Source organism: Streptomyces sp. DSM 40750, from assembly GCF_024612035.1.
In the GTDB taxonomy this organism is placed as follows: Bacteria; Actinomycetota; Actinomycetes; order Streptomycetales; family Streptomycetaceae; genus Streptomyces.
The window spans coordinates 9,872,648-9,899,345 of sequence record NZ_CP102513.1 but is presented as its reverse complement, the minus strand read 5'-3'; the positions used below and the strand labels follow the sequence as shown (position 1 = coordinate 9,899,345).

28 protein-coding genes are annotated in these 26,698 nt (G+C 72.1%); 19 read left to right on the top strand and 9 right to left on the bottom strand.

Annotated elements, in window-relative coordinates; genetic code table 11:
* Positions 1–707 precede the first annotated feature (707 nt).
* Positions 708–1,673 carry a pirin family protein gene (locus JIX55_RS43365; protein ID WP_257568691.1) on the bottom strand — a complete coding sequence of 322 codons (966 nt, stop codon included), beginning with the start codon at positions 1,671–1,673 and terminating at the stop codon, positions 708–710.
* A 170-nt stretch (positions 1,674–1,843) separates the two neighbouring features.
* Between JIX55_RS43365 and JIX55_RS43360 the strand changes: the two genes are divergently transcribed.
* A complete protein-coding gene (locus JIX55_RS43360) occupies positions 1,844–2,341 on the top strand; it encodes a hypothetical protein (RefSeq protein WP_257568690.1) in 498 nt (165 codons plus the stop codon).
* A gap of 18 nt (positions 2,342–2,359) precedes the next feature.
* On the opposite strand, the gene JIX55_RS43355 is transcribed toward JIX55_RS43360, so the two are convergent.
* Positions 2,360–3,094 (bottom strand): AfsR/SARP family transcriptional regulator, encoded by a 735-nt coding sequence (locus tag JIX55_RS43355; RefSeq protein WP_257568689.1) that lies wholly within the window; start codon positions 3,092–3,094, stop codon positions 2,360–2,362.
* A gap of 92 nt (positions 3,095–3,186) precedes the next feature.
* Here JIX55_RS43355 and JIX55_RS43350 point away from each other — a divergent pair, with 92 nt between their 5' ends.
* From JIX55_RS43350 to JIX55_RS43340, 3 genes are read left to right on the top strand one after another with little or no spacing between them, the layout of a single operon-like run.
* Positions 3,187–3,669: a MarR family winged helix-turn-helix transcriptional regulator gene (locus tag JIX55_RS43350; protein ID WP_257568688.1), complete on the top strand. Its 483-nt coding sequence runs from the start codon at positions 3,187–3,189 to the stop codon at positions 3,667–3,669.
* Positions 3,666–4,115, top strand: a complete 450-nt coding sequence (locus JIX55_RS43345; RefSeq protein WP_257568687.1) for a MarR family transcriptional regulator — start codon at positions 3,666–3,668, stop codon at positions 4,113–4,115. The genes JIX55_RS43350 and JIX55_RS43345 overlap by 4 nt, the downstream gene beginning before the upstream one ends.
* Positions 4,116–4,165: 50 nt before the next feature.
* A complete protein-coding gene (locus tag JIX55_RS43340) occupies positions 4,166–4,513 on the top strand; it encodes a tetratricopeptide repeat protein (protein WP_257568686.1) in 348 nt (115 codons plus the stop codon).
* Positions 4,514–4,619: 106 nt separating this feature from the next.
* Here the strand turns inward: JIX55_RS43340 and JIX55_RS43335 are convergent, their stop codons facing one another.
* The gene (locus JIX55_RS43335; RefSeq protein WP_257568685.1) at positions 4,620–6,038 is read right to left on the bottom strand and encodes a PepSY-associated TM helix domain-containing protein; all 1,419 of its coding nucleotides are present in this window, start codon (positions 6,036–6,038) and stop codon (positions 4,620–4,622) included.
* Positions 6,039–6,222: 184 nt separating this feature from the next.
* Here JIX55_RS43335 and JIX55_RS43330 point away from each other — a divergent pair, with 184 nt between their 5' ends.
* The gene (locus JIX55_RS43330; protein ID WP_257568684.1) at positions 6,223–6,879 is read left to right on the top strand and encodes a peptide deformylase; all 657 of its coding nucleotides are present in this window, start codon (positions 6,223–6,225) and stop codon (positions 6,877–6,879) included.
* An 18-nt stretch (positions 6,880–6,897) separates the two neighbouring features.
* Here JIX55_RS43330 and JIX55_RS43325 read toward each other — a convergent pair whose 3' ends face one another.
* Entirely contained in the window at positions 6,898–8,355 is a 1,458-nt protein-coding gene (locus tag JIX55_RS43325; protein ID WP_257568683.1) for a dihydrolipoyl dehydrogenase family protein, read from the bottom strand.
* A gap of 126 nt (positions 8,356–8,481) precedes the next feature.
* Here JIX55_RS43325 and trxA point away from each other — a divergent pair, with 126 nt between their 5' ends.
* Positions 8,482–8,868 (top strand): thioredoxin, encoded by a 387-nt coding sequence (gene trxA, locus JIX55_RS43320; RefSeq protein WP_257568682.1) that lies wholly within the window; start codon positions 8,482–8,484, stop codon positions 8,866–8,868.
* A gap of 9 nt (positions 8,869–8,877) precedes the next feature.
* Here the strand turns inward: trxA and JIX55_RS43315 are convergent, their stop codons facing one another.
* Positions 8,878–9,303, bottom strand: coding sequence for a hypothetical protein (locus JIX55_RS43315; RefSeq protein WP_306820094.1), 426 nt, complete (start codon positions 9,301–9,303; stop codon positions 8,878–8,880).
* Positions 9,304–9,449: 146 nt separating this feature from the next.
* A complete protein-coding gene (locus tag JIX55_RS43310; protein ID WP_257568681.1) occupies positions 9,450–10,484 on the bottom strand; it encodes a LacI family DNA-binding transcriptional regulator in 1,035 nt (344 codons plus the stop codon).
* Positions 10,485–10,655: 171 nt separating this feature from the next.
* On the opposite strand from JIX55_RS43310, the gene JIX55_RS43305 reads away from it, so the two are divergent.
* The 7 genes from JIX55_RS43305 to JIX55_RS43275 all read left to right on the top strand — a co-directional run bounded on the left by JIX55_RS43305 (position 10,656) and on the right by JIX55_RS43275 (position 18,277).
* Complete coding sequence (locus JIX55_RS43305) at positions 10,656–11,663, top strand: FkbM family methyltransferase (RefSeq protein ID WP_257568680.1); 1,008 nt, start codon at positions 10,656–10,658, stop codon at positions 11,661–11,663.
* A 237-nt stretch (positions 11,664–11,900) separates the two neighbouring features.
* Positions 11,901–12,875: an alpha/beta hydrolase gene (locus JIX55_RS43300; protein WP_257568679.1), complete on the top strand. Its 975-nt coding sequence runs from the start codon at positions 11,901–11,903 to the stop codon at positions 12,873–12,875.
* A 96-nt stretch (positions 12,876–12,971) separates the two neighbouring features.
* Positions 12,972–14,192: a helix-turn-helix domain-containing protein gene (locus tag JIX55_RS43295; protein WP_257568678.1), complete on the top strand. Its 1,221-nt coding sequence runs from the start codon at positions 12,972–12,974 to the stop codon at positions 14,190–14,192.
* 255 nt (positions 14,193–14,447) lie between these two features.
* Positions 14,448–15,872: an amidase gene (locus tag JIX55_RS43290; protein WP_257568677.1), complete on the top strand. Its 1,425-nt coding sequence runs from the start codon at positions 14,448–14,450 to the stop codon at positions 15,870–15,872.
* An 83-nt stretch (positions 15,873–15,955) separates the two neighbouring features.
* Positions 15,956–16,180, top strand: coding sequence for a hypothetical protein (locus tag JIX55_RS43285; RefSeq protein WP_257568676.1), 225 nt, complete (start codon positions 15,956–15,958; stop codon positions 16,178–16,180).
* A 149-nt stretch (positions 16,181–16,329) separates the two neighbouring features.
* Positions 16,330–17,733, top strand: a complete 1,404-nt coding sequence (locus JIX55_RS43280; RefSeq protein ID WP_257568675.1) for a flotillin family protein — start codon at positions 16,330–16,332, stop codon at positions 17,731–17,733.
* A 97-nt stretch (positions 17,734–17,830) separates the two neighbouring features.
* Entirely contained in the window at positions 17,831–18,277 is a 447-nt protein-coding gene (locus JIX55_RS43275; protein ID WP_257568673.1) for a type II toxin-antitoxin system PemK/MazF family toxin, read from the top strand.
* Between the two features lie 76 nt (positions 18,278–18,353).
* Here the strand turns inward: JIX55_RS43275 and JIX55_RS43270 are convergent, their stop codons facing one another.
* A complete protein-coding gene (locus JIX55_RS43270) occupies positions 18,354–19,193 on the bottom strand; it encodes a TIGR02452 family protein (protein WP_257568672.1) in 840 nt (279 codons plus the stop codon).
* A 300-nt stretch (positions 19,194–19,493) separates the two neighbouring features.
* Here JIX55_RS43270 and egtA point away from each other — a divergent pair, with 300 nt between their 5' ends.
* The 5 genes from egtA (at position 19,494) to JIX55_RS43245 (ending at position 24,237) form a co-directional block, all read left to right on the top strand.
* Positions 19,494–20,768, top strand: coding sequence for an ergothioneine biosynthesis glutamate--cysteine ligase EgtA (gene egtA, locus JIX55_RS43265; protein ID WP_257568671.1), 1,275 nt, complete (start codon positions 19,494–19,496; stop codon positions 20,766–20,768).
* The gene (gene egtB / locus JIX55_RS43260) at positions 20,765–22,111 is read left to right on the top strand and encodes an ergothioneine biosynthesis protein EgtB (protein WP_257568670.1); all 1,347 of its coding nucleotides are present in this window, start codon (positions 20,765–20,767) and stop codon (positions 22,109–22,111) included. The genes egtA and egtB overlap by 4 nt, the downstream gene beginning before the upstream one ends.
* Positions 22,111–22,923, top strand: a complete 813-nt coding sequence (egtC, locus tag JIX55_RS43255) for an ergothioneine biosynthesis protein EgtC (RefSeq protein ID WP_257568669.1) — start codon at positions 22,111–22,113, stop codon at positions 22,921–22,923. Before egtB ends, egtC begins: the two co-directional genes overlap by 1 nt.
* A complete protein-coding gene (gene egtD / locus JIX55_RS43250; RefSeq protein WP_257568668.1) occupies positions 22,920–23,882 on the top strand; it encodes an L-histidine N(alpha)-methyltransferase in 963 nt (320 codons plus the stop codon). The genes egtC and egtD overlap by 4 nt, the downstream gene beginning before the upstream one ends.
* Positions 23,883–24,021: 139 nt before the next feature.
* Positions 24,022–24,237 carry a dodecin gene (locus JIX55_RS43245; RefSeq protein WP_257568667.1) on the top strand — a complete coding sequence of 72 codons (216 nt, stop codon included), beginning with the start codon at positions 24,022–24,024 and terminating at the stop codon, positions 24,235–24,237.
* A gap of 103 nt (positions 24,238–24,340) precedes the next feature.
* Here the strand turns inward: JIX55_RS43245 and JIX55_RS43240 are convergent, their stop codons facing one another.
* Positions 24,341–24,829: a phosphatase domain-containing protein gene (locus JIX55_RS43240; RefSeq protein ID WP_257568666.1), complete on the bottom strand. Its 489-nt coding sequence runs from the start codon at positions 24,827–24,829 to the stop codon at positions 24,341–24,343.
* A gap of 174 nt (positions 24,830–25,003) precedes the next feature.
* On the opposite strand from JIX55_RS43240, the gene JIX55_RS43235 reads away from it, so the two are divergent.
* Positions 25,004–26,107, top strand: a complete 1,104-nt coding sequence (locus JIX55_RS43235) for an NAD(P)/FAD-dependent oxidoreductase (protein WP_257568665.1) — start codon at positions 25,004–25,006, stop codon at positions 26,105–26,107.
* Between the two features lie 72 nt (positions 26,108–26,179).
* Here the strand turns inward: JIX55_RS43235 and JIX55_RS43230 are convergent, their stop codons facing one another.
* Entirely contained in the window at positions 26,180–26,698 is a 519-nt protein-coding gene (locus JIX55_RS43230) for a MarR family winged helix-turn-helix transcriptional regulator (RefSeq protein ID WP_257568664.1), read from the bottom strand.

The window sequence follows — 26,698 nt, the reverse complement described above, 5'->3', positions numbered from 1 at the left end:
CCTGCGCAAGTGGGGCGGGTGGGACTCGAACCCACGGCCGACGGATTATGAGTCCGCTGCTCTCCCTTACGAGGATGTTCCTCGGTTGTCAACCAGGCTGACAGCCTGCGTCAGCAGACTGATTCCGTTGCATTTCGGGGCACGCTCTGGACCAGAGCTTCCGAAACCAAGATCCGGACCAGACGCGGGCCGACGGCCCGTCACACATTCCAACCAGCCTCGTTTCTACTGGTCAACGACGTGCGAGCCCTGTACCAGCAGACGAAGAACCTGCTGGGATCATTCCGCCACGGCATTCCCTTCAGGAAGCAGCATCAAGGCCGCTCCCGCTACGGCTACCCACACCTTGTGGAACTTCCACAAGACGACAGGCTGAGCACCAACTCCCGGGTACCGGCGTGTTACTCGGTCACTCGCCAAGTCGGAATCCGTCCAGTGGCCACCCAGCCTGCAGCGACCGCCCTGCCGCCGCAAAGGCAGGACACCAACCCCTACTGACACCTGATGACTCGTCAGTAGAGTTAGCAAAGGGTTAGCAAGCGTCCTGCCACAGCCACCCAAAGACGGAAACGCCGTGGAATGGCGCAGCATTCCTCATCGGGCTTGCAACGCGCCCAGCCACCCTCCCGCACACGATGGAACTGCGGAAGACAACGCGCGGCGGCGAGTCACCCACCCGTCACCGACCAATCAGCCATTTTCGCAGGTCAGCGAGCCCTTCCTCGTGGCTTCAGAGGCGTCGGCGGCAGCTCGGGGGCCGGCAGCGGATCCCCGTCGTACCCCTTCACCTCCCCGAACCGCGACCCTTCCACCCAGTCCCGACGCGCCTGTACGATCTCTTCCTGAGATCGCCCGATCCAGTTCCAGAACATGATCAGCTCCTCCTCGAAGGGTTCGCCGCCGAGGAGCATGAGGGAGGCGTCCGAGTCGGCGCGGAGGGGGAGTTCGGTGCGGCCGCAGCCGAGGTAGAGCATGGAGCCGGGGAGGACGGGGACGCCGTCGACGTGGGCCTCGCCGGACATGGAGAGGACGGCGTACTCGAAGTCGGGTTCGAGGGGGAGGCGCAGGTCGGCGCCGCGCGTCAGGGTGAGGTCGGCGCCGACGATCGGCGTGAAGGTCGTGCCGGGCGAGGTCGCGCCGTCCAGGGAGCCGAGGATCAGCGTGGCGCTCAGGCCGGCCGCCGTGATGACAGGCAGTTCGGCGTGGTGCTCGAAGCGCGGGTCGGTGTGCCGGTGACTGTCCGGCAGGGCCACCCACAGCTGCGCGCCGTGCAGGAAGCGGGCGTGCGGCTTCGGGCTCTCCTCGGAGTGGCTGATGGCCCGGCCGGAGGTCATCAGGCCCAGCTCGCGGGGACGGATCGTCTGGAGGCTCCCCGTGGAGTCGCGGTGCAGGACCTCGCCCTCGTGCAGCCAGCTGACGGTCTGCAGGCCCATGTGCGGGTGCGGCGGGACCTGCATGCCGGGCTCGTCGGCGATGTCGTCGGGGCCGTAGTGATCGACAAAGGCCCACGCCCCCACCATGCGGCGGCCCAGGTTGGGCAGCAGGCGCCGGACCTCGGTGGACTCGCCGAGCTGCACCCGGCGAGGGCTCAGCAGTTCCCGGACGGGTTCGGCGACGACGAATCCCCGGCCGCCGCACGCACTCGGCACCGGCTGACGGTCAAGATTGCTCATGCCGCTCAACCTAGTCCTCGTACGGCGCCACCGGCAGACCAACTCCCCGCCCCGGTCGCGCGGAGCGCTCCGGCGAAGCTCGTCACGCCGCCGTCACGGACACGGCGCGACACTCGGCCGGTGACGCCACTCGGCCGTGACCGGATTCGGCCGAGACGAAGGGAGCGACCATGAATGTCAGAAACCGGCGGCGCTCGCTGGCCACCCTCGGCACAGCGATTCTGCTCGGGTCCTGCCTCGCTCTGGCCCCCGGCGTGGCCCAGGCGCAGTCCCCGGCCGCCGCCCCGCAGGGGCTGTGCACGCACCGTGACGGATATCCGCCCGACGGCGGCACCAACATGGGTGGCACCCCCTCCCGGTACCAGTGGCGCAACACCCCGTACGTCGGCGCCCGCTTCGACGGCTGCACCGACACGCTCAAGCTGTATTACGGCGGCTATTCCCGCCCCGGTTACTCGTACTACGAGGTCCGGTACACGAATGAGGCACGGCACGGCTGGCGGACCTGGCAGCTGCCCATGGGGGAGCGCAGGGTCTCGACGATCGAAGGACCCGCCCACGGCTCCTGGAACTTCAAGGTCAGGGCCTGCGCCAGTTCGATCGACGACGCCCAGGGAGCCCGTCCCTGCACAGGCTGGTCCCCGCAGCTCTTCCTGTACGCCAACTGACCGCGCACCGCGCCGACGTCACCCGTCCCCCGCCATCAGCCTCCGTAACCGGTCCGGCGGGCCCACCCCCGTCTCCGCACGGAGCCGTCGCGCGTACCGTTCGTACTCCCGACGCGCCTGGGACGCGTTGCCCTCCGCCAGATGGGCCCGGATCAGTGTGAGACGGCTGCTCTCGCGCAGGGGATCGGCCCGTACGGCAGCGTGGGCGGCGATGACGGCCTCCGGATGCCGCCGTGCCACGAGGAAGTCGCCCGCCAGCTTCTCCAGGGCGTACGTACGCAACTGCCGCCAGGCCTCGGCCTCCTGCAGCACCCAGTCCTCGTACCAGCCCGGCAGCAGATCCGCGGAGAGGTCGAGCACGGCGCTCGCGCCGAACCCCGGCCGACGGGGTTCGGCGCCCCGGGGATCGAGGACGATCGTCGCCAGCGCGCGGGCGCCGTGGAAGTCGACGCTCACTCGCGGGTCCAGCCGTAAGGCGGAGGAAGTGATGTCGAGGGCCGTACGTCCGACACCGCCCAGGCGGGCGAGGGTGGAGCGGAGGTTGGCGTGGGCGCAGCGCTCGGGTGCCTCGGGCCAGAGGCTGCCGGCGACCAGAGCACGGGGCACGGCGCCCCTGCAGGAGACCGCCACGAAGGCCAGCAGACGCTCCGAGGCCGGCGGCAGGGTCACCGTCCTGTCGCCGACCGCCAGGGAGAAACCGCCCAGGAGCGCGAGACGTACCCGGTGCGGTGCGACGTTGTTCACGCTGGCCACGGCTTCAGGTTAAGCGGAGGCGAGCTGCCGGGCCCGTCGTGGCGCCCGATGAAATAGTAGCCATGGCTATAGTAGCCATGTACGGTATCCGCATGAGTTCGACTTTCGAGGGCGCGACGCCCGGTTTCCTCGTCTGGCGTCTGTCCATGAAGTGGCGGGTCGCCGTCGACCGCGCGGTCGCGCCGCTGGGGCTGACCCATGCGCAGTACTCGCTGGTGGCGTCGCTGTACGGCATGCACCGGGCCGGACGGCGGCCGAGTCAGCGGCAACTCGCGGACCACACCGGCCTGGAGGCCCTCTACGTCTCGAAGCTGGCCCGCGCACTGGAGACCGCCGGGCTGCTCGAACGCACCCGGGACGCCCGCGACCCCCGTGCCGTGCAGCTGGCGCTCACCGAGCAGGGGCGCGATGTGGCCCGGCGCGCGATCGAGGTCGTCCAGAGGCTGCTGCAACAGCTGCTGGAGCCGCTCGGCGGCCTCGACGGCGCCCGCACCCGGGAGTTCACCCGCGATCTGACCACCCTGCTCGACGTACCGCTCACCCCCTCCACCGAGCATGAGAAGGAACAGTCATGACCACCACCGCCCCCACCGTCAACGGCCGCGTCATCGGCCTCGCCCACTACGCCGGCCGCGCGGTCCTGGAGAGCGTGCTGGCCGGCTACGGCTTGACGTTCCAGCAGTCGGTGACCCTCCGGCTCGTCGCGGTCGCCGACGAACCCGTCGACCGTGACCGGCTCGTGGGCCAGGTCGTCGACTCCCTCAAGGTGGAGGAAGCCGACATACGGGCCGTCGTCGAGGAGTTGGTCTCCGCGACGTTGCTGGAGACGGACCCGGCGCAGCCGTCGCGGCTCGGAATCACGGATGCCGGACGGGAGTTGCACACCAGGTCCGCCGCCGAGACCGCGCCCATCTCCGCCCGGATCTACGCCGGCATCCCCACCGAGGATCTGGCGGCCGCCGGCCGCGTACTGGACCTCGTCGTCGAGCGCGCCAACGCGGAGCTGGCCGCCAGGAAGTAGTGGAATATTCAACGACTGGGCGGGGTTGTGAGCGTCGAAGGAGGTCATCAGTGGACACGACGTACTACGACCAGGGAACCCCCGCCGAGCGCTGGGAGCGCGCGGGGATGTTCTTCGACGCCAAGGACTACACCGCCGCCGCGCGTGTTCTCGGCCCGCTGGTCGAGGAGGTGCCGGAGCAGACCGGCCCGCGGCTGCTGCTGGCCCGCGCCTATTACCACTCGGCCCAACTGCGCCGCGCCGAGGCGGAGTTGCGCGTCCTCGTGGAGCGGGACCCGGTGGAGCACTACGCCCGGCTGATGCTGGGCCGCACGCTCCAGCGGCAGGCCCGGCACGACGAGGCGGAGTCCCACCTGCGGATCGCCTCGGCGCTCGCGGGTGACTTCGATCGGCCGTGAGTCCCGCGCGGTAGATCGTCACGGCACAGCACACGAGGGTGGGGCGGGTCCCGATCGGGACCCGCCCCACCCTCGTCCGTACCGCCTCCCGCTGCCGCCGCCCCGTCTACGCGTCCGACTCGGCCTCCGCCCGGCCGCCGTACGACCGTCGGCCGCGCCGGTACGCGATCTCGCCCAGGGCGACGTCCACCACGAGGAAGACGGCGAGGGGGATGCCGAGAAGCGGAACGAAGTAGCCGAGGACGGCGATGACGGCGAGGGCGGGGACCAGGAGGTGCGGCGGCACCTGTTGCCAGGCGCCGCGCGGGATCGGACGGCCGAAGGACGAGGCGCGGCCGCGCTGCCACCACATGCGGTAGCCCCAGAGGATCAGCATGACCAGGGAGAGCGCGAGGGCCATCAGGAGCAGCTGGTTGGCCAGGCCGAACAGGACGCCGGTGTGGGCGTCGATGCCCCAGCGGGACAGCTTGGCGAGGATCGGGAAGTCGGCGAAGCGGAGCGTGTCGGTGACCTCCGCGGTCGCCGGGTCCACGGCCACCGCGTCCTGCTTGGTGGGCCAGCTGCGCTGGACCTGCCGTACGACGTACGTGGAGGACGCGTCGGCGGGCGGCACGATCTCCACGGGGTCACCGAGGCCCTCGGCGCGCGCGGCGGCGAGGATCTTGCCCAGGTCGCCCTCCGCGGCGGCCCCGCCGTCCGCCGAGCCGGCGTCATGGCCCCCGTGGTCGCCCGCCGCGGCCGAGACGGCCGGGGTCGCCTGGTGGAGTTCGGTGCGCAGGACCTCGATGTTGGCGCCCGCGTACGTCGACCAGGTCAGACCCGTCGCCGAGAGGAAGAAGAAGCCGGCCGCGGCCCAGACGCCGACCGTGCCGTGCAGGCCCAGGGTGCGGCGGCGGCCACTGGTGCCGCGCACCTTGCGCCGGGCGCGGCGGCGGGCGAACCAGAGCACGAGGCCGCCGCCCGAGATGACCCACAGCCAGCTGGCGGCGAGTTCGCTGTAGAGGCGGCCGGTCTCGCCGAGTTGGAGGTTGGCGTGGAACTTGTCGATCCAGGTCCGCACCGGCAGCGCGCCCGTCGAGCCGTACTGCTCCAGCGCGCCGCGCACCTCCGCCGTGTAGGGGTCGACGAACACCGCGAGCGTGTTGGTCTCGTCGATGCCCTCGACGCCCGACAGCATCACGCGGGTCGTCGCGTCGTCCTCCGGCGAGGGGCGTACGGCGGAGATGGCGCCCTCGGGGTGCGCCTTGCGGGCGGCGGCCACCTGCTCGGAGATCGGCAGCTTCTCGTCGCCCACCTTCGCGACGGTCGTCCGGTCCGCGTAGACGAGCTCCTCGAGGGAGAACGAGGCGGCGTACAGCCCGCCCGTCAGGGCCGCGACCAGCAGGAACGGGGCGACCAGGACGCCCGCGTAGAAGTGCAGCCGCAGGACGAGGGGCCTGAGCGGGGCCCAGCCCCTCGTGGTGGCGTCGGGCTTGACGACGGGTTTCTGGGGCTCGTCCGTCTCGGTCGAGGGAGCGGTGGTCATCGGCGGGCTACTCCGGGATCGCGGGGACGTCGTGGCGGTTCAGTAGTCGGAACGTACGGGCCTCGAGTTCCCGAGGAAATGTGTGATGCGGGTCACAGTCGAGGCCCGGTGGCGCGTTGCCGCGTGCACACGCCTTCGCGAGAGCCGCCTCGCATCGCGTCTTCGCGCTTGGCATCCTGGCGCGATGGCTTCCGAACGTGATCGCATCGAGTCCCGCCCCCTGAGCGACCGGGTCGAGGAACTCCTCGCCCACGAGGGCCCGCTGCCGATCGTCGCCGCGGGCGATCCGGTGCTGCGCCGCACCGCAGAGCCCTTCGACGGCCAGTTGGACCCGGGCCTGCTGGCCCGCTTCGTCGCCGCCCTGCGCGCCACCATGCACGCGGCACCCGGCGTCGGCCTCGCCGCACCCCAGGTCGGGGTGTCCCTGCGCATCGCGGTGATCGAGGACCCGGCGCCGGTCCCGGAGGAGGTACGGCTGGCCCGGGGCCGGGTCCCCCAGCCGTTCCGCGTCCTGGTCAACCCGGCGTACGAGGCCGTCGGCTCCTTCCGTGACGCGTTCTTCGAGGGCTGTCTGAGCGTGCCGGGCTGGCAGGCCGTGGTGGCCCGGCACGCCAAGGTGCGGCTACGGGCGCTCGACGAGCACGGGCGGGCGGTGGACGAGGAGTTCCAGGGGTGGCCCGCCCGAATCGTCCAGCACGAGACGGACCACCTCGACGGAACGCTCTACCTCGACCACGCCGAGCTGCGCTCCCTCTCCTCGAACCAGGCGATGGCCGACCGCTGGAACGACCCCACGCCGGCCAACGCCGCCCGGGAACTGGGCTTCCTCCTGCCCGACTGAGCGCCCGGCTCGGCCGGTTCAGCCCCGGTACGCCTCCAGCAGCCGCAGCCACACCTCGCTGATCGTCGGGTACGAGGGCACCGCGTGCCAGAGGCGGTCGATCGGGACCTCGCCGACGACGGCGATCGTCGCGGAGTGGATGAGTTCGCCGACGGCGGGGCCGACGAAGGTGACGCCGCGGAGGATCTCGCGGTCGAGGTCGACGATCATGCGGGCGCGGCCCCGGTAGCCGTCGGCGTACAGGCCCGCGCCCGCGACGGACGACAACTCGACGTCGACCGCGCGGACGTGGTGGCCGGCCTGTTCCGCCTCGGCGAGGGAGAGGCCGACGGCGGCGGCCTCGGGGTCGGTGAAGACGACCTGCGGGACGGCGGCGTGGTCGGCGGTGGCCGCGTGGGCGCCCCAGGGGTCGCTCTCCAGGAGCGGGACACCGGCCGCGCGGGCGGCGATGGCGGCGCCCGCGATCCGGGCCTGGTACTTGCCCTGGTGGGTCAGCAGCGCCCGGTGGTTGGCGTCGCCGACCGCGTAGAGCCATTCGCTGCCCGTCACCCGGAGGCTGTCGTCGACGGGCAGCCACGAGCCGGGTTCCAGGCCGACCGTGTCGAGGCCGATGTCGTCGGTGCGCGGGGCGCGGCCGGTGGCGAAGAGGATCTCGTCGGCTTCCAGGCGGTCGCCGGTGTCGGTGAGGGCCACCACGGTCCCGTTCTCGCGGGACACCGCCGTCACCGACGTGCCGGTGCGGACGTCCGCGCCCGCCTCCGTGAGCGCCTCGGCGACCAGTTCGCCCGCGAAGGGCTCCATGCGGGGCAGCAGGCCCTTGCCGCGGACGAGGACGGTGACCTCGGAGCCGAGGGCCCGCCAGGCGGTGGCCATCTCCACGGCGACGACACCGCCGCCCACGACCATCAGCCGGCCGGGGACCGCCTGCGCGCTGGTCGCCTCGCGGCTGGTCCAGGGCCTGACCTGGGCGAGCCCCGGCAGGTCGGGGAGGAGGGCCCGGCTGCCGGTGGAGACCACCACCGCGTGCCGGGCGGCGAGGACGTGGCGCTCGCCGTCGGGGCCGTCCACGACCACCCGGCGGGGCCCGGCCAGCCGCCCGTGGCCGCGGTACAGGGTCGCCCCGATGCTCTCCAGCCAGCCGATCTGGCCGTCGTCCTTCCAGTGGGCGGTCTCGTAGTCGCGGTGGGCGAGAACCTCGGCGGCGTCCAGCGGGCCCTCGGCCAGGTGGCGCAGGCCGGGTACGCGGCGGGCGTCGGCGCGGGCGAGCGCGGGGCGCAGCAGGGCCTTGCTGGGCATGCACGCCCAGTACGAGCACTCGCCGCCGACCAGTTCGCTCTCCACGACCGCGGTGGACAGACCCGCGGCGCGGGTGCGGTCGGCGACGTTCTCCCCCACGGGTCCGGCCCCGAGCACCACGACGTCGTACTCGGCGGTCGCCGCTTCGCCTGCGTCTTCGGTGTTTTCCGTATCCGTCATGGGGTCAGTCTGGTTGTTGGTGTGCGCCGTGGCCACACGGGTACGCGCGCGGAATACGCCGTCGCGGGGTGGCGTTGTCGACAGCGGCTCGCCCGAGCACCGATATCAGGAAGAGGGATGCACGCCATGAGCAGCACCGTGGAGCTCACCAAGGAGAACTTCGACCAGACGGTCACCGACAACGAGTTCGTCCTGATCGACTTCTGGGCGTCCTGGTGCGGGCCGTGCCGGCAGTTCGCCCCGGTCTACGAGAAGGCCGCCGAGGAGAACCCGGATCTGGTGTTCGGCAAGGTCGACACCGAGGCGCAGCCGGAACTGGCCTCGGCCTTCGGTATCCAGTCGATCCCGACGCTGATGATCGTCCGGGACCAGGTCGCCGTGTTCGCGCAGCCGGGCGCGCTGCCCGAGGCCGCGCTGACCGATGTCATCGGGCAGGCCCGCAAGCTGGACATGGAGGAGGTCCGCAAGGCGGTCGCCGAGCAGCAGGCGCAGGTCGAGCAGAGCGGTCAGTGAGCCGCGGGTTCACCAGGTGAGCGGCGGTCCCGCCGGTTCGGCGGCCGCCGGCCGGGACGCCGTGATCCGGCGCAGCCGGGCGAGTTGGAGGCGCCGGCCGAAGGTGCCGCCGTCCGGCCGGGTGTGCGGCATCCTGGTCATGTCGTAGGAGAAGCGGGTCGCCCGCCAGACCCTGTCGAGGTACAACTCCGGGGAAGGATCGAGGAGTTGTGCCGATCCCCCGCCGTGCAGTTCGATGAACGCGCGCGACGCCGGGACGCGCCACCTCCGACACCGCCGGGTTGGCCCGCGCTCCAGGGTCCAGTCGGCGTCGGGCGCGCGGCGGGCGGCGAACTCGTCCCGGATGAGCTCGTCGGGCCACTCGGCGCGGTCGGTGCCCCCCGGGACCTGGAGGTGGTGGGCGACGAGGCCCTCACGATCTCCGTCCGGGCGCAAGTCGCGGCCGTACGGCCGCCGGTGAGGACCGGGAAGTCGAGGCGGTGCCGTCCACGGTCGAGGTGCGGCTCGATGCCGTGGTGCACCAGGCCTTCGATCTCCAGGCGTTCGGCGACGAGGCGGGGGCCCTGCCCTGCCGTCTTCGTTCAGCTCGATTCGCGGTGGACGATCCGCGCGGCCAGTACGTCGTGGGTCGTGGGGACCGTGCCGGGGTCGCGCACCGCGCGGTCGACCAGTTCCGCGAGGTCACGTCCGGACGGCAGTTCCAGGTGGACGGTGCTGAGGCGGGGGCGCAGCAGCCGGCCCAGCATCAGGTCGTCGGCACCGACCACGGCCGTCTCCCCGGGGACGTCGATGCCTTCGTCCTGAAGGGCCCGCATCACCAGCATCGCGTATTCGTCGTTGTACGCGAACACGGCGTCCAGGCCGAGCGAGCGCCAGTCGCGCGCGAGCCGGGCCGCGGCCGTCTCGTCGTACGCGAGCGGCAGTTCGGTGACCGTCGCCTCGGTGCCCTGCACCGCGCGTCGTACGCCGGCGAGCCGGGGCTGGGAGAAGACCGCGAGACCGAGCTCCTCGGGCACGACGACGCCGATCCGGCGCCGGCCGCGCTCGACCAGGTGGCGGCCGGCGCTGTAGCCGACGCCCGCGTGGTCCAGGATCAGCGCGTGGGCACCCTCGACGGGCTCCGGGGTGAGGGTGAGGACGGCCTTGGCTCCGGAGCGCTTGAGGACGGCCACGCCCTGCGGGCCGAGACCGACGCCGGGCACGATCACCGCGACCGGGCGCAGCTCGGCCCAGGCGCGGGCGGCGTCGTCGCCGCGCAGGCCGATGCCGCCGTGCTGCACCACCGTGTAGTCGAGACGGCTGAGGGCCCACTGGATTTCGTTGATGAACTGGCTGTAGAGCGGGCCGATGGGCACGTTCGGGGTGGGCATCAGTACCAGGCGGCTGTGTCCGGCGCGCAGGCTGCGGGCCGCCGCGTGCGGCACGTAGCCGAGTTCCTTGGCGGCCTCATGGACCCGGCGGCGGGTGGGCTCGCTGATGCGGACGGCGCTGGTGTTGTTGAGGACATAGCTGACCGTCGCGCGGGAGACACCCGCGAGTCGTGCCACATCGGCGCTCGTGGGCACGGATCGCTGCAGGGGCGAGGGCGGGGCGGGCTCTTTCGGTATCTGCACCATGAGGACGGCATCCTTGCAGAAGCGGTGAAGGTCGTTCAGGCCGGGGGACTTCCGGCCACGCGGGAGCTCGGGGTCGGGCAACCGATCTTTGTGGCAGGGCAGTTTGGCGAATGTGTTCGAAATCTGTTCAACCATGCAACTATTTCGCGCCATATCTGCGAGGGTGGGTCGATGGTGACCCTTCACAGACGGCTGCTCGGGTTCCTGCCCCGGATCGGGGTGCGGGTGACCGATCTCGGACCGGGCACCGCCGTGGTCTCGCGGCGCGGCGGACGCACCAGGGTTCCGCTGGTGGCCGGGGCCGATCTGCTGGTCAGGTCGGGCGACCGGTACGCCGTCTCGCGCCTGGCCGAAGACGTGTGGCTGGTCCTCGGGCAGCGCTCCCGGGGCTCCTCACGGCCGTCCGGCGACTGGCGGACCGACCGGCTCGGCGACAGCGGGGCGCATCTGCTGGTGGACGGGCGCGCGGCGGCTGACGAGCGGCGACTGCAGCTGGCGGCGGCCTCGTACCTGTGCGCACACCATGTGGCCGCCATGCTCGAAAGCTATGGCGTGAACTGTGTGTTCGATGTGGGTGCGAACACGGGCCAGTACGCCCGACGACTGCGCCGCTCCGGCTACACCGGGCGCATCGTCTCCTTCGAGCCCACCGCGGACGCCTTCGCCCGGCTCCGGCGGGCCGCCGAGAGCGACCCCGACTGGTTCGTCCACCACATCGCGCTGGGCCGCGCGGACACCGAGGCCGAGATCCACACCGGCTGGAACTCCATGAACTCCCTCCTCCCGCCCAGCGACTACGGCCGCGACCGCTACCAGCGCTTCGCCCGCACCCGCACCGAACGGATCGCGGTACGCCGCCTCGACGGGCTGTTGGAGCGGGCACTCGACGGCATCACCGACCCCCGGCCGTATCTGAAGATGGACACCCAGGGCTACGACCTGGAGGTCTTCGCGGGCGCCGGCGAGCGCGTCGGGGACTTCTTGGGACTGCAGTCCGAGGTCGCGGCGCTGCGGCTGTACGAGGGCAGCCCGACGATGGGCGAGGCGCTCGCCGTGTACGAGGCGAGCGGGTTCGGGATCACCGGGATGTATCCCGTCACCCGGGAGCCGGCGACGGGGCGGGTCGTCGAGTTCGACTGCGTGATGATGCGCGGGGATGCGGTGTCGGCGCCGGGGTGAGGGGCGGGCGGTTACCGGTGGGCGGCGTACGGTCGCGGAGGCACACGCGCGGACTGGGTACGGCTTCCGCCGGGCCCACCCGCCGTATGGCGGGCATCCACCGCCGTACGACGGCCTCCTCGCGCCTTGCCGTCGCGCTCATCATCTCGGTACGAACCGTTGGCACGCGTCGCGGTACGGACCGGTGGCGCACGTCGCGGTCGAACCGTGGGCGCGGCACCCGCACGAGGAGAAGCCATGAGCATGATCCCGCCCCCCTTCGATCCCGAGCTCGCGGCGGCTCTTGAGGCACTCAAGGACATGCTTCCGCAGCAGCTGACCATGGACGACATAGCCGCCATGCGCCAGGGGCCGGGCATCGAGATGCTGGCGCAGCTCGACCTCACCATGGGCGGGTTCTTCGAGGTCGAGGACCGGCTGGTGCCGGGGCCCGAGGGCGAGCCGGAGATCTCGTTGCTGATCTGTCGTCCCGCCGCCCCCGCGACGCCGGGTCCGCTGCCGGTGATCTACCACGTCCACGGCGGCGGCATGGTCGTCGGCAACAACCGGGTCGGGGTGGACGCTCCGCTGGCCTGGGCGCGGGAGCTGGGCGCGGTCGTGGTGTCCGTGGAGTACCGGCTGGCGCCCGAGCATCCGCATCCGGCGCCGGTCGAGGACGTCTACGCGGGTCTGTTGTGGACGGCCGAGCACGCGGACGAGCTCGGGGGCGACCCCGAGCGGATCGTCATCGCCGGGGCCAGTGCGGGTGGTGGGCTGACCGCGGCGCTGGCGCTGCTCACGCGGGACCGGAAGGGGCCGCGGCCGATCGGGCAGGTGCTGCTGTGCCCGATGCTCGACGATCGCAACGACACACCGTCCGCCCACCAGATGGCGGGGCGGGGTGTCTGGGACCGGACGGCCAACGAGACGGGGTGGACCGCGCTGCTGGGGGAGCTGCGGGGCTGGCCCGATGTGTCGGAGTACGCGGCGCCCGCGCGGGCGAAGGATCTGAGCGGCTTGCCTCCGGCGTTCCTCGACGTCGGGTCCGCCGAGACGTTCCGGGATGAGGTGGTCTCGTATGCGTCGCGGCTCTGGCAGGCGGGTGGGGTGGCCGAGCTTCATGTGTGGCCGGGTGGCTTTCATGGGTTCGACGGGTTCGCTCCGCAGGCTGCGGTGTCTCGGGACTGTCGGGAGGCGCATGTGCGGTGGTTGCGGCGGTTGCTCGGGGAGTGAGTCGGGGCGACCCTGATGGTCGTCTGCGGTTGCTCGCACCCGCGGACGACGAACCCGCCGCCGTGAACGGCCTCGCCATGCCGCACCATGGGTCGTATGAAAGAGCTGGCGGGGCGGCTGACCGCGCTGGATCCGGATGCCGGTGCCGCCGTCCGGGTCATCGCCTACTTCGACACACTGGCCGAGTCACGGGCCGGTCTGGAGGCGCTGGTGCGTGGGGCGGCCGTGCTGGCCGGGTGTCCCGCGCGGCTGGTCGACGTCGAGCGGCGCGTCCACGTGCGGGTGGAGCCCGACGGGCGGCGTCAGGACAGTGACCTTCCGCCGGACCCGGACTGGCCGTCCGCCGCGCTGGTCCCGGACGGTGTGCCCGCCCTGTGGCTGGAGCGGGCCGGGGCCGCCGAGCCGAGTGTGGTGGACGCGGTCATCCTGGAGCGGGCCGCGGGCGCCCTGCGGGTGGTGCTGGACCGGACCCGGGGCCGTGCGCCCCTCTCCCCCGCCGACGACCCGGCGCTCGTGGAGACCGTCCTCGACCCCACCGCCGCCGAGGGAGCCCGGCTGCACGCCGCCCGACGCCTCGGCCTCGACCCCGACGACCCCGCCGGCCGCGCCCGCGCCGTCGCCCCGTTCGGAGGCCGGCCCCGGATCCTGCGGGTACGCCGGGAGGGCGGGCCGGCCGATGGTGCACCGCGGGGGCGCCGGGGCGGCAGGCTCGCCGAGGGCACATCGCGTGGACGGCAGGACGGCAGGCCCGACGACGGCACATCGGGTGATCGGCGGGACGGCTGGTCCGGCGACGGCACATCGGGTGATCGGCGGGACGGCGGGCCCGGGCATGGCGCATCACGTGATCGGTGGGACGGCAGGCCCACCGAGGCCGAGCTGCCCGGTGGGCGGGTCGGTGTGGGACCGGCCGTGCCCGTGCTCGGGTTGCCCGGGTCCTGGGACGGTGCGCGGACCGCTTTGCGGTTCACCGCCGGGGGCAGCCCGCAGGATCTGGGGGAGCGGGTGGTGTATGCCGACGACCTCGGCGGGATCGCCCTCCTCGCCGAGCTGATCGCGCCGGGGGCCGAACCGCCGCCGGACGTAAGGGACGTGGAGCGGGCCGCGGCGGACTCGCCCTGGATGCTCGCCACGCTGCACGCGGTCGCGTCGACGGCGAGCCTGCGGGCGGCGGCCACCGGGATCAACGTCCACCACTCCACGCTCCAGGACCGCCTGACCCACGCGGAGGCGCTCCTCGGCTGGCCGGTCCGCACACCACGAGGCCGACTCCGGCTCCACCTGGCGCTGACCATGCGGCACTTGGCGCGCGGTTAGGCGACCGCGGGCGGCCACGCGGCTGCGGCGGATGGTCCGGCGGCTTCCGGTCCCGCGATCCGGCGACTCGGGCACGCCCGAGGCAAAGCCACGCAACGCCTCCACTGACGCCCCGGCCGCCGCCACCGCCGTCGCCGTCGCCGTCGCCCCCAGCGCGAATCGCCGGTCCCGTCAGGGGAAGTCGTTCTCCCCGTACCGCAGCACTCGCGCGGACGTTACCGTTCGGTAGAAAACCTGCTTCCGGAGGTGTTCCGTATGGCTGCCGACCGTGTCCCGGGTCTGGCGGAGTGTGCTCGTGCGCTGGCCGCGGGGGAGGTGACGTCGCGGGTGCTCGTGGAGCGGACGCTCGCCCGGATCGAGGCGAGTCAGGGGACGGTCAACGCGTTCCGGCGGGTGCGGGCCGAGGCGGCGCTGGTGGAGGCCGAGGCGGCGGACCAGGAGTTGGCGGCGGGCGGGCGGCGGCCGTTGCTCGGGGTGCCGGTGGCCGTGAAGGACGACATGGACGTGGCGGGCGAGCCGACCGCGTTCGGCTGCCGGGGCGAGTTCCCCTCACTGCCGGAGGACGGCGAGGCGGTACGGCGGCTGCGCGCGGCCGGGGCGATCGTCGTCGGCAAGACCAACACGTGTGAGCTGGGGCAGTGGCCGTTCACCGAGGGGCCGGCCTTCGGAGCCACCCGCAATCCCTGGCACCCGGACCACACACCCGGTGGCTCCTCCGGCGGTTCGGCGGCGGCCGTCGCGGCGGGGCTCGTGCCGGCCGCGCTGGGCTCGGACGGCGCCGGCTCGGTGCGCATCCCGGCGTCCTGGACGCATCTCGTCGGCATCAAGCCCCAGCGCGGCCGCATCTCGACCTGGCCGCACGCGGAGTCCTTCCAGGGCATCACCGTCAACGGCACCCTCGCCCGCACGGTCGCCGACGCTGCCCTCCTCCTGGACGCGGCGAGCGGCAACCACGAGGGCGACCTGCACCGGCCCACCGCCATCAACGCCTCCGAGGCGGTGGGGCGCGATCCGGGACGGCTCAGGATCGCGCTGTCCCTGAAGCCGCCGTTCACCGCGCTGCCCGCTCGGCTCGACCCCCGCGTACGGGAACGGGTCCGCGCGGTGGCGGAGCGACTCGCCGCGCTCGGGCACGTGGTGGAGGAGGCGGAGCCGCGCTACGGGCAGATCGGGCTGACGTTCATCCCGCGCGCCACCGCCGGAATCGCCGAACGGGTCGGCGCGATCACCCAGCAGGACCTCCTCGACCGCCGCACCCTCGACGCCGCCCGCCTCGGCCGGCTGCTCGGCGGGGCGCCCCTGCGGCTGGCCCGCCGAGCGGAAGCCACGCTCCACCAGCGGATCGGCGCCCTCTTCGACTCGTACGACGTACTGCTGGCGCCCACGACCGCAGCTCCCCCACCGCGCATCGGCTCCATGCTCAACCTGGGCGGCCTCGGCACCGACCGCGCGATGATCGCGGCCTGCCCGTACGCCTGGCCGTGGAACGTGCTGGGCTGGCCCGGCGTGAACGTCCCGGCGGGATTCGTGGACGGCGGGCTGCCGGTGGGCGCGCAGCTGCTCGGTCCGGCGAACAGCGAGCCCCTGCTGCTGTCGCTGGCCGCGCAGTTGGAGGCGGACCAGCGCTGGCACGAACGGTGGCCGCCGCAGCGGGCAGCCGCGGATTCGCCCGCGGTGTGAGGGAGCCGGGGCCGTGCGGCGCGTACGGGGCAAGTCCCCTGCCGTGTGCGTGGGTTCGGACCTCGCGATGTGACCCGTACGCTGTGACCATGGACGAAGCGTCGATGGTCGGGCTGATGGGACGGGTGACCGGTGCGGTCGGTCCCGGGCTCGTCGGCGAGGTGATCGTCCGGGTGCGGGGCGGTGCCGAGCACTTTCTCGCCTACCCGTCCTCCGCGAAGGACCGGATCGAGCCGGGGACGCTCGTGATGGTGATGGAGTATCTGCCGCCGCGCACGGTGTATGTGTCTGCCGCGTACGACAGTTGACGGTCCGTCGGGTCGGCCTGTCGGGCTTCTGACACCGATTCGCATCAGGACTGCAACAACGGTCCCCCGGTACCTGTACCGCCGCCGTGCCGCGCGGGACACTCCCGACGTTCGGTGCCGAAAGGGCACCTGGCAGAGGGGGTGTGCCGATGTTCATCGGCATGATCGCGGGGGCGGCCGTGGGCGCCGTCCTGGTACTGATCGGTCTGTTCAAACTGATGTGGCGCGTCGCCGAACCCAACGAGGCGCTGATCATCTCCGGCTCCAAGCACAAGATGGAGGGCCTGGAGGCGGGCATGGGCTTCCGCATCGTCACCGGGCGCGGCACGCTGGTGCTGCCCGGTATGCAGGCGGTGCGCAAGCTGTCGCTCGACCTCAACCAGACCGAGCTGTCCGTTGACTGCGTGACCCACCAGGGCATTCCGCTGAAGATCCGTGGTGTGGTCATCTTCAAGGTGGGCGACGACTTCGTGTCCATCGCGAACGCGGCCCGCCGTTTCCTCGACCAGCAGAAGCGGGTCTCGGAGCGGGTGCACAACGTGTTCGCCGGTCATCTCCGGTCCATCGTGGGCGGGTTGACGGTCGAGGACATGATCCGCGACCGCGACAAGCTGACCGGCCAGACCCGGGCGGCGTGCGGTACGGAGATGGAGAAGCTGGGTCTGATCGTCGACTCACTGCAGATCCACGAGATCGAGGATCCGACCGGCTACATCAAGAACCTGGCCATGCCGCACGCGGCGGCCGTCCAGCGCGACGCCCGGATCGCGCAGGCCGAGGCCAACCGGCTCGCCACCGAGGCCGAGCAGCAGGCCGCGGCACGGATGGCGGAGGCCACCCGCGACAGCGAGATCCTCCAGGCCGGCTACCAGGCAGAGCGGGACAACGCCGCGGCGAAGGCCCAACAGGCCGGACCGCTCGCCGAGGCGGCCGCCAAGCAGGAGGTCGTCGTCCAGGAGACCCGGGTCGCGGAGCTGGTGGCGGCCCGGCGCGAGCAGCAGCTCCAGACGGACGTCCGCAAGCCCGCGGACGCCAAGGCCTACGAGAAGCGCACCCTCGCCGAGGCCGAGCGCGACGCCCGTATCTCCGCCGCGCAGGCCAAGGCCAAGGAGACCGAACTGGCGGCCGCCGCCGAGGCGACCGCGACCCAGGTCACCGGTGAGGCCGAGGCCGCCGCCCGGCAGGCCAAGGGGCTCGCCGCCGCCGAGGCCACGCGGGCGAAGGGGCTCGCCGAGGCCGAGGGCATCAAGGCGCGGGCCGCCGCGCTGGCCGAGAACCAGGAGGCGGTGATCGCGCAGCAACTGGCCGAGCAGTGGCCGGAGATCGTGCAGGCGGGTGCGTCCGCCTTCGGGAACGTCGACAACATGGTGGTGTTGAACGGGGCCGACGGGATGGCGGACATGTTCGCCAAGGCGCTCACGATGGGGGGTACGGGGCTGGGGCTGGCTCGGCAGTTGCTGTCGTCCATGAACCAGAACGCGGTGCCTGCCGGCGGCTCGGCAGGGGTAAATGGGGTGCCGGTGGAAAAGGTGCAGGTCGATAGGGAGTCCTAGCGCCGCAACTCCGACTGTGAGTGGTCGGCTGCGGGTTGATTGTGGCTTGTCGCGCAGTTCCCCGCGCCCCTAGCGGGGCGCGGGTTAGCGTGACCCCGTGACTTCCTTCGCTGATCAAGAAGTGCCCGGGCGTTACGGCCCCACCGCCACCGTCGAGGCCGATCCCCGTGAGGTGGGGCGGGTGCGTACCGAGTACTCGCCCGCGCATGACGGGGATCCCGATCCCGGGGAGATCGTCTGGACGTGGGTGCCGTTCGAGGAGAACGACGGGCGCGGGAAGGATCGGCCGGTGCTCGTGGTGGCTCGGGAGCCCCGGGGGACGTTTCTCGCCGTTCAGCTGTCGAGCAAGCGGCATGACGGGGATCGGGAGTGGGTGCCGATCGGGAGCGGGCCGTGGGATCGGTCCGGGCGGGATTCCTGGGTCGCTGTGGATCGGGTGTTGCGGCTGTATGAGGGCGGGATGCGGCGGGAGGCGTGCGCGTTGGACCGGATGCGGTTCAACTCCGTTGTGCACCGGTTGCGGGAACGGTACGGGTGGCGGTAGCTCGTAAGCCGTCTGCGGGCCGTGGGCGGCTTGTCGCCCCACGCGGCGGAGCCGCGAATGTCACAGCCCCGCGCCCCTAAAGGGGCACGGCTGTTGCGAACGCTCGCTCGAAAGCCGACCGGACCACCGCTCCCCTCGTCCGGTCCAGCACCCCGAAGACCACATGCTCGAAATCGCCTTCGAACCTGCCGCCGTCCGTGAGCAGGGCCCGGAACGCCGCCGCCACCTGTGTCGGGTCGTTGCCGAACACCCCGCAGCCCCAGGCGCCCAGGACGAGCCGCCGATAGCCATGAGCCACCGCCGTCTCCAGTACGCGTTCCGCGCGTGCGGCCAGGGCCCGTGGAAGTTCGGGTGCGCGCTCCGGCACCGTACGCCGGACGACCGACGCGTTCGGCGCCGCGGAGGTCAGGAAGCCGGCGGTGTAGGGGGTGTCGAGGAGGGTTCCCCGGTCGTCCCGGAAGACGGGGACGGCGGGTGAGTGGATGACACGGTCGGTGTAGAACGGGTCGCGGTGGGTGCGGTGGTGGTCGTAGAAGGCCCGGGCCTCACGGACACAGGTGTAGAGCGCCGACGCCCGGCAGAGGGCTTCCTCCTGGGCCTGCGCGCCGTTCAGATAGCCGCCGCCGGGGTTGCGGGCGGAGGAGAAGTTGAGGACGGCCACGGGGGCTGCGGAGGCGTCGGGGGCCGTGAGGCGGCGGGCGGCCTCCAGGCTGCTCTCGCCGGTGACCTCGATGGTCGACTTCACCGGGTCGACCTGCGCCGTTGCCACCGGGTCGGGGCCGTACAGCCGTGTGCCCGCCCGGGCGGCCTCCACCTCGGCCGCGAGGGACACCTCATGGCCTGCGGGTGCGCGGTAGTGTCCCGCCGCGACTATCTCTTCGGTCTCCCGTGCGATTCCGCGTAGGCGCGCGCTCACGGCGCCATCCCCGTGTGCGCCGCGAGCACGGCCCGCGTGCGCTTCCCCGTCGTGCTCATGGACGCATCCTGGGCGATGCTGGTGAGTGACCGCAACGAGGTTTTCCTGATGTGAATGGCCCGGTACGGGTACGGGAAGAGGTGCCTGAAGTTCCCGGAAACAGAGATCGTCGATCCGCATTGCCACGATGTGCACCCTTGTGCGGAAGCGGCGCAAGGGTTTTGGGTGGGACGAGCACTGCCGCTCCAGGCCCAGTGGAATCGGAGCGGCGGCATGGTGGAATCTCAGGAGGATCCCGACATGTCAGATTCACCGAGTGGCTGTACGGAGCAGCGCTCCGCGGTCACCGAGGCGGAGGTGGAGGCCCTGGTACGGGGCATCTGCTTCAAGACCGGCCCACCCCGCACTCTCGGTGTCGAACTGGAATGGCACGTCCACGAGCTGCGTGATCCGCGGCTCCCGGCACCACCCGCACGACTCGAAGCGGCCTACGCCGCACTGCGGACCCTGTCCCTGACCTCACCGCTGACCGTCGAGCCCGGTGGCCAGCTGGAGCTCAGCTCGGCGCCCGCCGCCTCCCTGATGGAGTGCGTGGGGTCCGTCTCGGCCGATCTCGCCGCCGTACGCGCCACGCTGCGCGAGGCGGATCTCGGCATCAGCGGCTTCGGCCACGAACCCTGGAACCCCCCGACCCGCTATCTCCACGAGCCCCGGTACGACGCGATGGAGATCTATCTCGACCGCTTCGGACCCGAGGGGCGGTCCATGATGTGCTCGTCGGCCTCGGTGCAGGTGTGTCTCGACGCCGGGTACGAGGAGCCGGGCCCCCTCGGCCACGAGCGGCGCTGGTGGCTGGCGCATCAGCTCGGCGCGGTGCTGGTGGCCGCGTTCGCGCACTCCCCGCTGGCGCGGGGCCGGGTCACCGGCTGGCGTTCGACCCGACAGGCGCTGTGGGCGGCCATGGACCCGGCCCGTACCAACGCCCCGGTGCTGGACGGCGACCCGCGCGGGGCGTGGGCGCAGGCGGTGCTGGACGCGCCGGTGATGTGCGTACGCGCGGACGAGGGCCCCTGGGGCGTACCCGGCGCGATGACGTTCCGGGAGTGGACGAGATCCGACACCCCGCCGAGCCGGGCCGACCTCGACTATCACCTGACGACGTTGTTCCCGCCGGTGCGTCCACGCGGCCACCTGGAGCTGCGCATGATCGACGCCCAGCCCGGTGAGGACGGGTGGATCGTGCCGCTCGCCGTGACGGCGGCGCTCTTCGATGACCCGGACGCCGCCGAGATCGCCTATCGGACCGTCAAATCCCTTGCGGAACGGGCGGGTTCGCAGCCGCCACCGCGCAATCCGCTGTGGGAGGCGGCCACGCGTGACGGCCTGGCCGATCCCGAGCTGCGGGAGGCGGCGGCCGTCTGCTTCGCCGCGGCGGCCGAGGCGCTGCCCCGGCTCGGCGCGAGTGCCGAAGTGCGGGACGCGGTCGCGGCGTACATCGACCGCTATGTGGCCCGGGGCCGCTGCCCCGCCGACGATCTGCTCGACCTGTTCCACGGGAAGGACATCCCCGCATGACCGCGCCCGAGACGCCGGCCCCGACGACCGACGCCGACCCCGACATACTCCGGGAGCGCGCGCTGGCGGCGCTCACCACGGCCCGTGCCCGCACCGCGCTCCTGACCACCGCCGTCGACGAACCCGACCTCACCGCTCAGCACTCGCCGCTGATGTCCCCGCTGGTGTGGGACCTCGCCCACATCGGCAACCAGGAGGAGCTGTGGCTGCTGCGGAACGTCGCCGGGCGGGAGGCGATGCGGCCCGAGATCGACGGGCTGTACGACGCCTTCGAGCACCCGCGCGCCGAGCGGCCCTCGCTGCCGCTGCTGGCGCCGGAAGAGGCCCGGCAGTATCTGCGCGAGGTGCGCGGCCGGGCGCTCGACGTGCTGGAGAGCGCCGACTTCCACGGCACCCGGCTCACCGACGCGGGCTTCGCCTTCGGCATGATCGCCCAGCACGAACAGCAGCATGACGAGACGATGCTGATCACCCATCAGCTCCGCAAGGGGCCCGCCGTGCTGTCGGCGCCGGACCCCGAGCCCGTCCCGTTGTTCACGGGACCCGCCGAAGTCCTGGTGCCCGGCGGGGAGTTCGTGATGGGCACCTCGACCGAGCCGTGGGCGCTGGACAACGAGCGGCCCGCGCACCGGCGGATCATCCCCGCGTTCCACATCGACACCACACCGGTGACGAACGGCGCGTACCAGGCGTTCATCGACGACGGCGGCTACGACGACGAACGCTGGTGGACGGCCGAGGGCTGGGACCACATCCGTGCGCACGGCATCCACGCGCCGCTGTTCTGGCGGCGCGACGGCCGGCAGTGGCTGCGGCGGCGCTTCGGCGTCACCGAGGTCGTACCGGCCGACGAGCCGGTGCTGCACGTGTGCTGGTACGAGGCCGACGCGTACGCCCGCTGGGCGGGGCGCCGGCTGCCCACGGAGGCCGAGTGGGAGAAGGCCGCCCGGCACGACCCGGTCACCGGCCGCTCGACCCGCTACCCGTGGGGCGACGCCGACCCGACGCCCGAGCACGCCAACCTGGGACAGCGGCATCTGCGTCCGGCGCCCATCGGCAGCTGTCCGGCGGGCGAATCGCCGCTCGGTGTACGGCAGTTGATCGGTGATGTGTGGGAGTGGACGGCGAGCGACTTCCTGCCCTACCCGGGGTTCACGGCGTTCCCGTACAAGGAGTACTCGGAGGTGTTCTTCGGCCCCGAGCACAAGGTGCTGCGCGGTGGTTCGTTCGCCGTGGACCAGGTGGCGTGCCGGGGGACGTTCCGCAACTGGGACTATCCGATCCGGCGGCAGATCTTCAGCGGGTTCCGCACGGCCCGGGACGCTTCTCCGGAGGTCGTCTGATGTGTCGTCATATCGCTTTCCTGGGCCCGGAGTCGCCGCTGGGCAGGGTCCTCGTGGACCCGCCGCACAGTCTGTTCCGGCAGTCGTGGGCGCCCCGGCGGCAGCGGTACGGGACGGTCAACGCCGATGGTTTCGGGGTCGGTTGGTACGCCGAGGGGGACGCGGTGCCGGGGCGGTACCGGCGTTCCGGGCCCATCTGGGGCGACCTGTCCTTCACGGACCTCGCCCGGGTGGTCCGTACGGGGGCGCTGCTCGCCGCCGTGCGGGACGCCACGGTGCCGGGGGCGGACAACGAGGCCGCTGCGGCGCCGTACGCCGCCGGGCCCTGGCTGTTCAGCCACAACGGGGCGGTCGCCGGGTGGCCCCGGTCCCTGGCGCCGCTCGCCGCCGAACTGCCCGCCGTCGAGGTGCTGTCGATGGAGGCCCGCAACGACTCCGCGCTCGTGTGGGCCCTGGTCCTGAACCGGCTGCGCGCCGGCGACGATGAGAGCCAGGCGCTGGCCGACACGGTTCTGGAGGTCGCCCGGGCGGCCCCCGGGTCCCGGCTCAACCTGCTGCTCACCAACGGCGACACCATCGCCGCGACAGCCTGGGGCGACACCCTCTGGTATCTCGCCGAGCCCGGCCGCAGCACGGTCGTGGCGTCCGAGCCGTACGACGACGATCCCCACTGGGTGGAGGTGCCCGACCGGACGCTGCTCGCGGCGAGCCGTACGGACGTCCTGCTCACCCCGCTCAAGGAGCTGGAGGAACACACCCGCCCGCACGACGACGACACGGCCCCCGTACCGCCGAAGGAGCCTTCTGCGTGAGCCCGTTCCTCCTCACCCGCACCCTCCCCGAGGACGCCACCGACGCGGCTCTGCGCGCCGACGTCCTGAACGGTCTGACCCACACCCCGAAGACGCTGCCGCCGAAGTGGTTCTACGACGTCCGCGGCAGTGAACTGTTCGAGAAGATCACCGAGTTGCCCGAGTACTACCCGACCCGCGCCGAGCGCGAGATCCTCGTCGACCGGGCGGGCGAGATCGCCGCGGCGAGCGGTGCGCGGACCCTGGTGGAGCTGGGTTCCGGCTCCTCCGACAAGACCCGGCACCTGCTGGACGCGATGCCCCACCTGCACACCTACGTGCCGGTCGACGTCAGCGAGAGCGCGTTGCGGCAGGCGGGTGAGGCGCTGATCGCCGAGCGGCCGGGGCTGAACGTGCACGCCCTGATCGCCGACTTCACCGCCGGGCTGGAACTGCCCGAGACGCCGGGGCCGCGCCTGGTGGCGTTCCTCGGCGGCACGATCGGCAATCTGCTGCCCGTGGAGCGGGCCGCGTTCCTGGGCGCCGTCCGCGCGCTGCTGGCGCCCGGTGACGCGCTGCTGCTGGGCACGGACCTGGTCAAGGACGAGGCGGTGCTGGTCGCGGCGTACGACGACGCGGCCGGGGTGACGGCCGAGTTCAACAAGAACGTGCTGAACGTGGTCGACCGGGAGCTGGGGGCGGACTTCGACCCCGACGCCTTCGACCATGTGGCCCTCTGGGACGCCGAGTGCGAGTGGATCGAGATGCGGCTGCGGTCCCGTACGGCCCAGACCGTGAAGATCCCCGCGCTGGACCTAGCGGTCGATTTCGGGGCCGGTGAGGAGCTGCGGACCGAGGTGTCCGCGAAGTTCCGGAGGGAGGGCGTGGGGGCCGAACTTGCCGCCACCGGGCTGGAGTTGTCCCACTGGTGGACGGACGGGGAGGGCCGGTTCGCGCTGTCGTTGAGCAGAGTGGCGTGACGGGTTCTCCGCCCCCGCCGCCGGGTAGGGGCGGCGGGGGCGGGAAACCCGACGTCTCGCGGACCGTCGGACTCTGAGGCACCGTGGAATGACGTGTGGCGAACCGGCCACGGCGGAGCACGCGACAAGGAGAACCCGCATGTCCGACCACACCTACCGAGTCACCGAGATCGTCGGCAGTTCGGGCGAGAGCGTCGACCACGCCGTCCGCAACGGCATCGCCCGCGCCGCCCAGACGCTGCGCCACCTGGACTGGTTCGAGGTGACGCAGGTCCGGGGGCACATCGAGAACGGGCAGATCGCGCACTACCAGGTCGGCATGAAGGTCGGCTTCCGGCTGGAGGACGGCGACTGACCGAACGGCCGCGACGAGCGCGGAGCTGACCGGCTGCGACGAGCACTCGGGACCGGCCGGCTGCGACGAGCACTCGGGACAGACCGGTTCCCGCCGGGCGCGCTCAGGTCCGCCCTTCCCGCTCCTGCGCCACCTTCAGCGCGGCGGAGGCGGCGGCCCAGCGCGCCCGTACGACCGTGAAGCCCGCCCGCTCCGCGTCCTCGCAGACCAGTTCGTCGTCGTCGACGAGGACGCGGATCTCGCGGGCGCGGGCGAGTCGGCGGAGGATCTCCAGTTTGGTGCGGCGGGCGGGCCTGCGGTCGTTGTCGCGGCGCATCCAGATCCGCCCCTCGGGCAGGCCATGGGCGGCGAGCCAGTCGACGGTGTCGCGGCGGCACCGCTCGGGTCGCCCGGTCAGATACATGACCTCGCAGTCCTCGGCGCTCTCCCGCGCCAGCGCGATGCCCTCGGCGAGCGGCGGGTCCTGCGGGGCTGCGGCGAAGAACCCGTCCCAGTCGCGCGGCTTCACCTCCAGGAACCGTTGCCGGTGCGCGGTGTCGGCGAGGGTGTTGTCCAGGTCGAATACGGCGAGGGGCCGGTCGTTGTCGGTCACGGGACCAGCCTAGGCAGGCCCTGAGGGGACTTGGTGCGACCAGCGGAGCGCTGGGACGGTGACTCGTGTCGTCCGTCGTCGCTTCACACAACAAGCACAAAGCCCGCCCGTAGCTTTAAGTTTCAAGCGTTAGGCTCATCATTCTCTCCCCCCACACAGCACAGGAGAATCGGTGTGCTTGACGGCGAAGTAATCGTGATCGGCGGCGGATACGGGGGCATTCGCCTCGCCAAACAGCTGGACGAGGTCGCACGGGTCACCCTCGTGGACCGCAAAGAAGTCTTCTTCCACCGCATCGCCTCGCTCCGTGCCGGTGTGCACGAGGCATGGACGACGACGCCCTTCATCCCCTACGACCGGCTGCTGCGCAACGGCCGTGTGGTGGTGGGCAAGGCGATCGACATCGACACCGGTGAGCGGCAGGTGAAGCTCGCCACGGGCGAGCGGCTGCCGTACGACGTGGTGGTGATCGCGACCGGTGCGGACTACCCGGAGCCGGCCCGTTTCCTGGGCACGACCACCGAGGAGGCGGCCAAGACGTTCGCCGCGCACCAGGAGAGCGTGGCGGCAGCCGAGCACGTGCTGATCGTCGGCGGCGGGCCGGGCGGTGTGGAGCTGGCCGCCGAGATCCGGCTGGCCCGGCCGGACGCCCGGGTCACGCTCGCGCACGCCGGGCCGACGCTGCTCAACTCCACGGGCAGCAAGCGGGCCGGGCGGCGGGCCCTGACCTGGCTGGAGTCCCATGACGTGGAGGTGCGTCTGGACTCGTTCATCTCCCCCGGGGCCGACTACGGCACCTACCGGGACGGCCGGGGCAACCTCATCGAGGCCGACCTCTCCTTCTGGGCCACCGGCACCACGCCGAACACGCTCTGGCTGCGGCTGGCCGGGCACGGGGATTGGCTGAACGCCGCCGGGCAGATCAAGGTCGACCGGACACTGCGGGTCGACGGGCGGCTCGACGTGTTCGCGGTCGGTGACGTGAACGACGTCACCGAGCTGAAGATCTCTCCCGTCGCGATCGCCCAGGCGGACATCGCCGCCCACAACATCCGCACCTATCTGGGGAGTTCGGGCAAACACCGCAAGGAACCGCGCCTCTACCGGCCGATCCAGCGGACCCCGCTGATCGTGCCCCTCGGCCCGGCCGACGGAATCACCCTGATCCCCGTGCCGGGCGGCGAGATCGCCGTGCTCGGCGCCCGCACCTCCACGCTCGCGAAGGCCAAGACGCTGATGACGCCGTACATACGGAAGCAGCTCGGTTACTCCGCCTGACGATCCCGGACGAACACGGAGCCCCGGCCCGGGCGGCGGGCCGGGGCTGCTCGCGCGAGCCGTCGGAGACGGTCAGCCGGCCTGGACCGAGCCCGTGGGCTCCTGCTCCACGAGGTCGTTGGCGTGGGCGAGGAAGTCGTCCACCATCCGGTGGAAGAGCCCGGCGAGCTGCTGGAGCTCCTCGGGCGACCAGTCGGACAGCGCCATCTGCATCCCACGGACACCCGCTTCGCGGATACGGCCGATGGCCTCCTGACCGACGGAGGTCAGCTCGATGCGCTGGGCGCGGCGGTCGTCCGGGTCGGGTACGCGGGTGACGTAGCCGGACTTCTGGAGCTGCTGGACCTGGCGGGTGACATGGGAGGCCTCGACGCCGAGTCGGTTGGCCAGCTCCCCCGGGCGCAGCGGCTCGGAGTCGGCGATCTGCCGCAGCAGGGCGACGGCGGCACGGTCCAGCGGTACGCCCGCCAGGCTCATCAGGCGCTCGTGCGCCCGGGCCCGGGTGCTGAGGTAGGTGATGCGAGTGAGGGCTCGCTCGATCTCGATCACTTCCGGGGAGGCGGGGTCGGAGGGTAGCGGTGATGGGGACAT